The organism is Burkholderia sp. 9775_39 (genome assembly GCF_015712225.1).
In the GTDB taxonomy this organism is placed as follows: domain Bacteria; phylum Pseudomonadota; class Gammaproteobacteria; order Burkholderiales; family Burkholderiaceae; genus Burkholderia; species Burkholderia cenocepacia.
This window is the reverse complement of the sequence record NZ_JACCQC010000039.1, coordinates 46,310-55,609: the sequence shown is the minus strand read 5'-3', so window position 1 is coordinate 55,609 and position 9,300 is coordinate 46,310. Positions and strand designations below refer to the sequence as shown.

Genomic DNA, 9,300 nt, shown 5'->3' with positions numbered 1-9,300 from the left:
CGGTCGTGGCGTTCGTGGTGCTGAAGCGTTCGCGCCCGGAAGGCGACGAAGCGGCGGCGCTCGCGAAGACGCTGCGCGACTGGGTCGGCAAGCAGATCGGACCGATCGCGAAGCCGAAGGACATCCGTTTCGGCGACAACCTGCCGAAAACGCGCTCGGGCAAGATCATGCGGCGCCTGCTGCGCTCGCTCGCGAAGGGCGAGGCGATCACGCAGGACACGTCCACGCTCGAGAACCCGGCCATCCTCGAGCAGCTCACCGAAGTGCGCTGAGCGCCTGCCGGTTGCGCGTCACGCGCGAGCCCCTGCGCGGCAATCCCGATTGCCCGCGCAGGGGCTTTTTGCTACATAACGGCATGACCGTTCCGACCCGTTCGGCGCCCGCCGCGCCACCCCCCGTTCCCGAGCCGCTCGCGCGTGCGCATGCGCGCTACTGGCGCTTCAACGTCGCGCTGATCGCGGTGCTGATGGTGATCGGCTTCGCGGTGTCGTTCATCGTGCCGTTCTTCGGGCCCGCGCTCGCCGGGATTCGCTTCGCCGGCTTCAGCCTGCCGTTCTATGTCGGCGCGCAGGGCGCGATTCTCGTCTACCTCGTGCTGATCGTCGTCTACATCGGGCTGATGCAGCGCGCGGACCGCACGCTGCGCCGCGCGTACGACGAGCATGCGGCACGCGCCGGCCATCCGAACGGCGGGCGCTGATTCATGTTGACGCGTCGACTGATACGCGCATACGCGCTTTATACGCTCGGGTTTCTCGGCTTCGTGCTGCTGATGTGGCGGATCGAGCGCGCGACCGGCTCGGGCGTCTGGATCGGTTACGTGTTCCTGTTCGTGCCGATCGCCGTGTACGCGGTGATCGGGTTGTTGTCGCGCACGTCCGATCTCGTCGAGTACTACGTGGCCGGGCGGCGCGTGCCGTCCGCGTTCAACGGGATGGCGACGGCGGCCGACTGGCTGTCGGCCGCGTCCTTCATCGGCCTGGCCGGCTCGCTCTACGCCACCGGTTACGACGCGCTCGCGTACGTGATGGGCTGGACGGGCGGATTCTGCCTCGTCGCGTTCCTGCTCGCGCCGTATGTGCGCAAGCTCGCGCGCTACACGATTCCGGATTTTCTCGGCACGCGTTTTTCGAGCACGGCCGTGCGCGCGCTCGCGGCCGGCGCGGCGATCCTGTGTTCGTTCGTGTACCTCGTCGCGCAGATCCAGGGGATCGGCCTGATCGCGACGCGTTTCATCGGCGTCGATTTCGCGATCGGGATCTTCTGCGGGCTCGCGGGCATTCTCGTGTGCTCGTTTCTCGGCGGAATGCGCGCGGTCACGTGGACCCAGGTCGCGCAGTACATCATCCTGATCAGCGCGATCCTGATTCCGGTCTCGCTGATCGCGATGAAGAACGGGCTCGGCCCCGTGCCGCAGTTCAATTACGGCACGCTGATGGAGCGCGTCGCGGCGCGCGAGGCGCAGGTGCGCGACGCGCGCGACGAGCAGCAGGTGCGTGATGCATACCGCCGGCAGGCCGCGGATATCCAGACGCGGCTCGACCGGTTGCCGGCGTCGTACGCGGATGCGCGCCGGCATCTCGTCGACCAGCTCGCGGACCTGCGGCGCCACAACGGGCCGCTGCGCGAGATCAGCCTGCGCGAGCGCGAGTTGGCCGATTTCCCGCGCGATCCCGCGGCGGCGCGCGTGGCGTGGACGCAGGTGCGTGACGACCTGCTCGCGCGGGCCGAGCCGCCCGTGCCGATGCACGAGCCGTTTCCGGCCGCGAACGAGGATGAACGCAAGCCGCGCGAGCGGAACTTCCTCGCGCTGCTGCTGTGCCTGTCGCTCGGCACCGCGAGCCTGCCGCACATCCTGACGCGCTACAACACGACCACGTCGGTCGCGTCGGCACGGCGCTCGGTCGGCTGGACGCTGTTCTTCATCGCGCTGTTCTACCTGAGCGTGCCGGTGCTCGCGGTGCTGATCAAGTACGAGATCCTCGCGAATCTCGTCGGGCGGCCGTTCGCCGAATTGCCGGCGTGGGTTACGCAGTGGCATCACTTCGAACCCGACCTGATCAGTGTCGTCGAAGTGATCCGGGACGGCATCGTGCACTGGTCGGAAATCCAGATGCAGCCGGACATGGTGGTCCTGGCCGCGCCGGAGATCGCGGGGCTGCCGTACGTGGTGTCGGGGCTGATCGCGGCCGGTGCGCTGGCCGCGGCGCTGTCGACCGCGGACGGGCTGCTGCTGACGATCGCGAACGCGCTGTCGCACGACGTCTATTACTGCATGGTCGCGCCCGATGCGTCGAGCCAGCGGCGCGTGACGATTTCGAAGGTGCTGCTGCTGGGGGTGGCGCTGTTCGCGTCGTATGTCGCGTCGCTCAATACCGGGAAGATCCTGTTTCTCGTCGGCGCCGCGTTTTCGCTGGCGGCGTCGAGCTTCTTTCCGGTGCTGGTGCTGGGGGTGTTCTGGAAGCGCACCACGACGCGCGGCGCGATTGCCGGGATGGTGACCGGGTTGGCGGTGTGCGTGTACTACATCGTGTCGACTTATCCGTTCTTCACGCAACTGACCGGGTTCGCCGGGCGCCCGTGGTTCGGGATCGAACCGATCAGCTCAGGCGTGTTTGGCGTGCCGGCGGGGTTTGCGGTGGCGATCGCGGTGAGTCTGTGCGACAAGCGGCCGGATGAATACACGCGGGCGCTGGTGGATTACATTCGGCACCCGTGATCAGCGGGGCGGGGGGAGCGCGTATCGACGTGCGTCCGGAAACGAAAATGCCCGCGGGCGCGGGCATTTGAATCCTGGCGGAGAGAGGGGGATTCGAACCCCCGATAGGCGATTAACCTATACACGCTTTCCAGGCGTGCGACTTAAACCACTCATCCATCTCTCCGGAAGACCGAGAGTATAGCAAACTCTGGCGGCAGCCCGCCACTCCCTTCGGCGCCCGTCAGAAATCCGTCGTCATCGACAGCCACACCGAGCGCGGGTCGCCCTGCGTCAGGTATCCGCCGATCGTCGACGACCAGTACGACTTGTTCGCGACGTTGCGCACGGTCGCGCGGAACGTCGTCTTCTTGCCGAACACGTCCGTCGCGTAACGCGCACCGAGGTCGAAGCGGTCCCACGCCTGGATCGACATCGTATTCGCGACGTCCAGGTACTGCGGCCCGGTGTGGATCCAGCGCGCGGTCAGCGTGAGCCCGCGCAGCATCGGCACGTCGTATTCGGCGCCCGCGTTGAGCAGGAACGACGGCACGCCGATCGGCCGGTGGCCGTCGTTCGTGCCGCCGGCCGTGTTCTGCAGCGTCGCGTCGAGGTACGTGGCGCCGGCGATCAGCCGCACGCCTTTCCACGGCTCGCCGTACACGGCCGTCTCGATGCCGCGGTGCCGCTGCGTGCCGTCGGCGCCGAACAGGTTCGTCGCCGGATCGGTGTACGCCATCGGCTTCTCGATCTGGAACAGCGCGAGCGACGCGCCGTACTTGTCGGTGTCGTAGCGGACGCCGGCTTCATATTGCTTCGACCGGTACGGTGACAGCGCCTGGCCCGCGTTGCGCGCGGTGTTGGGCGCGATCTCGCCCTGCGCGAGCGCTTCGCTGCGGTTCGCGAAGATCGACACGTTGCGCCACGGCTTCACGACGAGACCGAATACCGGCGTCGTGATCGCGTTGCTGTAGGTGTTGGTGACCGCGCCCGTGTAGTCGAAGTTGTCGACCGAGATCGACTGGCGCCGCGCGCCGAGCGTGAACAGCACGCGGTCGTCGAGGAAGCCGAGCGTATCGGACACCGCGAGGCTGCGCAGCCAGGTCTTCGTGACCGTGCCCGGATCGTTCATGTCGCCGCCCGCGTAGGCGGTGGGCGGCGACGCGACCGGCGCCGGATCGTAGAGCGTCGTCGGGAACGCGTTCGACATCGTGTAAGCGGACTGGCTGTCGATGCGGATGAACGACGCGCCGGCGGTCACGAAGTGCGACACGGGGCCGGTCGTGAAGCGGCCGCGCACGCCGGCCTCGGCCGACTGCGCATCTTCCTTGTGCGGCACGCTCAGGCGCGAGCCGGTCGTGCCGGACGACGAGTAGGTCGGCGTGTAGTAGTCGCCGTGCTCGTTCGTATGGCGTGCGCCGGCCGATACGTAGGCCGTCCACGCGGGCAGGAAGTCGTACTCGGCGCGCACGATGCCGACCGTGTCCTCGAGTTCGCTGAAGCTCCACGGCTGCGCATAGTTGTGCGTCGCGGACGGCACGGCGGGCAACGGGCTGCCGCTGACCAGCACGATCGGGCGGCCGTTGTCGATGCGCTGCCGCTGATACAGGAAGTCGCCGGACAGACGCAATGTGTCGCCGCGCCAGTCCAGCGACACGGCGGTCACGTTGCTGCGGCGGCGCTCGTCGTCGACGGCGGTGTCGCCGCCGCTGATCGACTGGTTCACGCGCACGCCGAACTGGCCTTCGCTGCCGAAGCGGCGGCCGAGGTCGACATGCGTGCCGAGCGAGCCGGATGTCGCGCCGTCGACGGTGACGCGCGTGAGCGGCTTGTCGTCCGCGTGCTTCAGTTGCAGGTTCACGCCGCCGCCGACCGCCGAGCCGTTCGGCGATGCACCGTTCAGGAATGCATTCGCGCCCTTGAACACGTCGACACGCTCGACCGCATCGGTCTGGACGAGCTGCCGCGGCGTGACGCCGTACAGGCCGTTCAGCGACACGTCGTCGCCGGCGAGCGCGAAACCGCGGATGACGAACACCTGCGAGAAGTTGCCGTAGCCCGATGCGCTGCGCACGGCCGGATCGTTGTCGAGCACGTCGGCGAGCGTGCGCGCCTGCTGGTCCTCGATCAGTTTCGACGTATAGGTGGTCATGCTGAACGGCACGTCGCTCGCCTTTTGCCGGCCGAGCACGCCGAAATCCGCGCCGCGCGCGACCTGGCCGCCGGCGTAGGTCGGCGCGAGGTCGCCGGGCAGCGGCTCGGCCGCGCCGGTCACGTTGATCGACGGCAGCACGGTGGCGTCGGGCGCGGCGTTGGCGGCGGAAGTGGCCTGCTGGGCCCCGGCGGCGGCCGGGAAGGTGCAGGCGAGCGCAATGCCGAAGGCAATCGGCGTGAGACGCAGGACGGGTAACGAAAGTGTCGACATGGGACGCAAATCGGGTGTGGTCGGTGATCCATCCCAGGGCGGCAAGTCGGAATCCGGGCGGCGTGACGCGTCCGTGCTGTCGCGGACGTATTTTTATCGAGCGGCGGAGTCTAACGTAAACGAGAATCATTGTCGTTTACGGAGGGGTCAGCCCACTATTTGAGATAACTGGGTGCGGTTCACCGGCGACGGTGCACAACCGCCGAGCGGGCGTCGGGGCGAGCATGCGATCATGCGAAGACCGCATTCGTCGTAACAAACCGTGCGCACCGGTTGCGGCCGGGTGGCCCGATCACGACGACGATGCCGTCCGTCCGCACCGCACTCTTCAAAAGGAACGCCACGCCATGTCGCTCTCCGCCTTGCTCGCCTTTGCGCTGATCCTGTCCGTCGGTGTCGCGACGCCGGGCCCGACGGTGTTGCTCGCGATGAGCAACGGTTCGCGCTACGGATTGCGTCACGCGATGGTCGGCATGCTCGGCGCCGTCACCGCCGACGTCGTGCTCGTCGCGCTGGTCGGGTTCGGCCTCGGCGTGCTGCTCGACGCGTCGGAAACGGCGTTCGTGACGCTGAAGCTGCTCGGCGCGGCGTGGCTCGCGTATGTCGGCATCCGGATGCTGATGTCGAGCGGCGGGGCCGCGGCTGCGCAGCCTTGCGTGCCTGCGACGCCCGATCGCCGGAGCGCCTTTCTGAAGAGCTTCTTCGTCGCGATGAGCAACCCGAAGTACTACCTGTTCATGTCGGCGCTGCTGCCGCAGTTCGTCGACCGGTCGCATGCGATCGCGCCGCAGTACGCGATTCTCGCGGCGACGATCGTCGCGATCGACGTGATCGGGATGACCGGTTACGCGCTGCTGGGCGTGCATTCGGTCCGCGTATGGAAGGCCGCGGGGGAGAAGTGGCTGAACCGGGTCAGCGGATCGTTGCTGCTGATGCTCGCGGGGTACGTTGCGCTGTATCGCAAGGCCGTGCATTGACGCGGTGGCGCAGCGGGGAAGCATCGTAGCCTCGTGCCATCCGGACGAGATGACGTCGGCCGAGGATCTGCATTTCGGCCGCGACGTTCGCCGGTATCGACGGACGATGGGATTCACGATTCGTGACTTGGCGGTGCAGTTCGTCCGGCCCGTATCGGGAGTGCGGCACGGACGGGACCGACACCGCGACGACGCTCGAGGGGCGCGGGACGGGATCGGCCGACTTCGAAAGAAAGTGAACGGTTGAGCCCGTTGCGCGCCGTGCAAAAAGGATTCTAAATCCTGTCAAAAAGCCGTCACCAACCTGACAAATTTGCTATGCTCGCCGAAAACCAGACGGGCGGCACTCCCAGGACGGACCAGCGGGCGTGATTGCTCGCCGAACAACGAAGTCAAACAAAATCCTGAGAGTCACGCTGTGAATACAGCCGAATTACTACGCACGTTTGCGTCGGGGGTGGTCGATCAGAACAATCGACCGGTTCGCATGAACTGGGGGCCTGCCCAGAAAACGCTCGAGCAAGTGCTTGCGCTCCAGTATGCCGATATCCGGGAAGGGCTGATGACGGGTATCGAGGGGCATCTGACCTGCGTGTCGGCACGGGCCGATCTGCCGATCCGCAGCTTCATCGGACTGCCGGTTTCCGTCGAGATGACGACCGATCGCGGGCGTCTTCATCCCATCAACGGCATCGTCACCGACGTCCGCACCGGGCAGTCGGACGGTTCGCTGACCTGCTACCAGCTGACGATTCGCGACGTGCTGTCCGTGATGGAGCGGCGGACCAATTCGCGGTTGTTTCGGTCCAAGAGCCTGCCCGACATCCTGGGTGTGCTGCTTCAGGAATGGCGCCAGCGCAGCTCGGCGCTCGCGGGCGCATTCGAGTTCGACCTGTCCGGTCTGCAAGCCGCGCGTTACCCCGCGCGTGAACTCACGCGGCAGGTCAACGAGTCGGACGCGCACTTCATCCGGCGGCTGTTGCGACGGGACGGGGCGACCGTATTCGTCAAGGCGGGGAAGGCAGGCGAGCGGGCGAGCGGCCAAGCGCACGACACGCCGGTGCATACGCTCGTCTTTGCCGATGACTCGATGAAGTTGCCGGAGACGGTCGCCGGCACGATCCGATACCATCGCGACGCCGCCACCGAGGCGCGCGACTCGATCACGCTGTGGGCGACGAGCCGCCGATTGATCCCGGGCAAGGTCGTCCGGCCGACGTGGGACTACAAGAGCGGCCGGATGTCGCAAACCGAGCAGGCGACGATCGTCGATCAGGGCGACGGCGGCAACGACCTCGGGCATTTGCTGGCCGACGTCGTCATCGATATCCCGCATGCCGGGGATTCGTCGTCCGATCTCGACCGGATCGGCAAGGACCGGATGCTGGCGCATGAACTGCGTGCCGAATCCGTCGACGGCGTGAGCAATGTGCGTGATCTTGCCGTCGGTCACTGGTTTGCGCTCGCCGAGCATCCGCAACTCGATACGTTGCCGGCCGAACAGCGGCAGTTCGTCGTCACGTCGCTTCATCATTGCGTGCGCAATAACCTGCCGAAGGAACTGAACGAGCGCGCGCAATCGCTGTTCGCGGCAAGCCGCGTGCTGTTCAACGCGGTGCCGGCCGACCTGAGCGGCAAGCCGGGCGACGAAAGCGACAGGCGCTACGAGAATACGTTCTCGTGCGTGCGGCGCGGCGTGCCGCTGACGCCGGCCTACGATCCCCACGTCGACTTGCCGCCGGTTCATCCGATGACGGCGGTCGTCGTCGGGCCGGAGGGCGAGGAGGTGTTCTGCGATGAAATGGGCCGCATCCGGGTGCGGATCCAGGGGCTCAGCGCGGACGATCATGCGCACGCGCAGGGCGCCGGCACGAGCGGCACGCCGTCCGACAGCGCGCCGGTGCGCGTCGCCTGCGCGCTCGCCGGGCCCAGCTTCGGCGCGAATACGTTGCCGCGCGTCGGCATGGAAGTGCTGATCGGCCATATCGGCGGCGATCCGGACCGGCTGGTCGTGATGGGTGTGCTGGCCAACGGGCCGAACATGCCGGCGACCTTCAGCCATACCGGCGCACTGCCGGGCAACCGCTATCTTTCCGGCACGAAGACGAAGGAAATCAAGGGGCAGCGCTACAACCAGATCCGCTTCGACGATACGCCCGGGCAGATCAGCAGCCAGCTGGCGAGCGAGCATGCGTACAGTCAGCTGAACCTCGGCTATCTGACGCAGCCGCGCGACAACGGGCAGGGTACGGCGCGCGGCGAAGGCGCGGAGTTGCGCAGCGATGCGCACGTGGCGATTCGCAGCGGCAAGGCGATGCTGATTTCGGCCTGGGAGCGGCTGCGCGCGAGCGACGGCCACCTCGCGCGCGACGAGTATCTGCAACTGATGCAGGAATGCGTCGAACTGTTCAAGAGTCTCGGCGACTATGCGGGCCAGCATCAAGGCGTCGCGCCGGATACGCAGCCGCACGATGCGCTCATGACCACGGTGAAAGGCTGGCCGAATGGCAAGGCGTCCGACGGCGGTGAGTCGTCAGGCGCGTCGATGGCCGCGATCGGCATCACCGCGCCGGCCGGCATCAGCATGGCGACGCCGAAGACCGTGACGACCCATGCGGGCGGCAACGTCGATGTCGTCGCGCAGAACCACCTGCAGTACACGAGCGGGCAGCGGATCAACCTGCAGGCCGGGCGTGGCGTGGCGATGTTCGCGCACAGCGAGGGCGTGTCGGCGATCGCCAACCAGGGGAAAGTGGCGCTGCAGAGCCAGAACGACGACACGCAGATCGATTCGGCGAAGAACATCCAGATGACGGCGGGCGGCGGCAAGCTCGCGGGCATGGCCAGCGAGCAGGTCGTGTTCGTGACGTCGGGCGGCGCGTACCTGAAGCTGCAGGGCGGCGATATCGAGCTCGGGTGTCCGGGGAGTTTCACCGTCAAGTCGGCGTCGCATACGTGGGCCGGGCCGGCGAGCATGAGCGCCGACTTTCCGAAGTTCGACCAGGGCTCGCTGGGGCGGGTGCCGAAGCTGGTCCGGGCCACCGACGGACAGCCGGTCGAGGGCATGGAAGCCGAGGTGCGAAAGGCGTCGGGCGAATTGATCAAGGGGAAGACCGACGCGCAAGGCAAGCTGGCGCCGGTCAGCAGCGACCAGTTCGAACAATTGGCGGTTCGCTTCTTCAAGTCGAGAACCTGAGCCG

General features: G+C 67.0%; 5 protein-coding genes, 1 tRNA gene and 1 pseudogene. 5 read left to right on the top strand and 2 right to left on the bottom strand.

The window, feature by feature from the left end; translation table 11 throughout:
- The 3 genes and pseudogenes from H0X90_RS32585 to H0X90_RS32575 form a co-directional block, all read left to right on the top strand.
- Nucleotides 1-272: pseudogene (locus tag H0X90_RS32585) on the top strand (acetyl-coenzyme A synthetase); the annotation flags it as partial.
- 83 nt (nucleotides 273-355) lie between these two features.
- A complete protein-coding gene (locus H0X90_RS32580; RefSeq protein WP_006482758.1) occupies nucleotides 356-700 on the top strand; it encodes a DUF4212 domain-containing protein in 345 nt (114 codons plus the stop codon).
- 3 nt (nucleotides 701-703) lie between these two features.
- Complete coding sequence (locus H0X90_RS32575; RefSeq protein WP_077190159.1) at nucleotides 704-2,719, top strand: sodium:solute symporter family protein; 2,016 nt, start codon at nucleotides 704-706, stop codon at nucleotides 2,717-2,719.
- A gap of 75 nt (nucleotides 2,720-2,794) precedes the next feature.
- Here H0X90_RS32575 and H0X90_RS32570 read toward each other — a convergent pair.
- Together H0X90_RS32570 and H0X90_RS32565 are read right to left on the bottom strand one after the other, a co-directional pair.
- Nucleotides 2,795-2,885, bottom strand: a tRNA-Ser gene (locus H0X90_RS32570).
- Between the two features lie 57 nt (nucleotides 2,886-2,942).
- Entirely contained in the window at nucleotides 2,943-5,123 is a 2,181-nt protein-coding gene (locus H0X90_RS32565; RefSeq protein ID WP_077190158.1) for a TonB-dependent siderophore receptor, read from the bottom strand.
- 347 nt (nucleotides 5,124-5,470) lie between these two features.
- On the opposite strand from H0X90_RS32565, the gene H0X90_RS32560 reads away from it, so the two are divergent.
- On the top strand, nucleotides 5,471-6,100 hold the full coding sequence (locus H0X90_RS32560; protein ID WP_006482752.1) for a LysE family translocator: 630 nt from the start codon (nucleotides 5,471-5,473) through the stop codon (nucleotides 6,098-6,100).
- 418 nt (nucleotides 6,101-6,518) lie between these two features.
- Nucleotides 6,519-9,296, top strand: coding sequence for a type VI secretion system Vgr family protein (locus tag H0X90_RS32555; RefSeq protein ID WP_058901636.1), 2,778 nt, complete (start codon nucleotides 6,519-6,521; stop codon nucleotides 9,294-9,296).
- Nucleotides 9,297-9,300: the final 4 nt, after the last annotated feature.